Annotated in this window: 1 pseudogene; it reads right to left on the bottom strand. The window is 54.8% G+C overall.

The features are described from left to right. Positions 1-198, bottom strand: a pseudogene (locus tag ADH52_RS03835) (hypothetical protein); the annotation flags it as partial. Positions 199-259: the final 61 nt, after the last annotated feature.

The following is a 259-nucleotide window of genomic DNA, read 5'->3' as shown; positions in this document are numbered from 1 at the left end:
TGTCGCTGCCCCCATAGTTGCCCAAATCGCTAAAGCACCAATCGCAACGGTCACCACACCAATAGCCAGATCTTTCCAACCGTTCTTGGCTCGATCCTCCGCAGCCAAGGCCTCAAAACGAGCCTTGTCTCTCTCCTGGGCAGCTTGTACGCGCTCAACGCGACTCTCCATCTGCTTACTCGCCTGTTGGTAGGCTATCGCAAAGCGTTGGACAGACTGGAGTTTGGCGAAATCACCCGACTGATAAGTCCCTACAGTC

It is taken from the genome of Streptococcus pseudopneumoniae, assembly GCF_001072665.1.
Classification (GTDB): Bacteria; Bacillota; Bacilli; order Lactobacillales; family Streptococcaceae; genus Streptococcus; species Streptococcus pseudopneumoniae_S.
The sequence above is the reverse complement of the archived record's forward strand: the minus strand, read 5'-3'. Positions and strand labels throughout refer to the sequence as shown.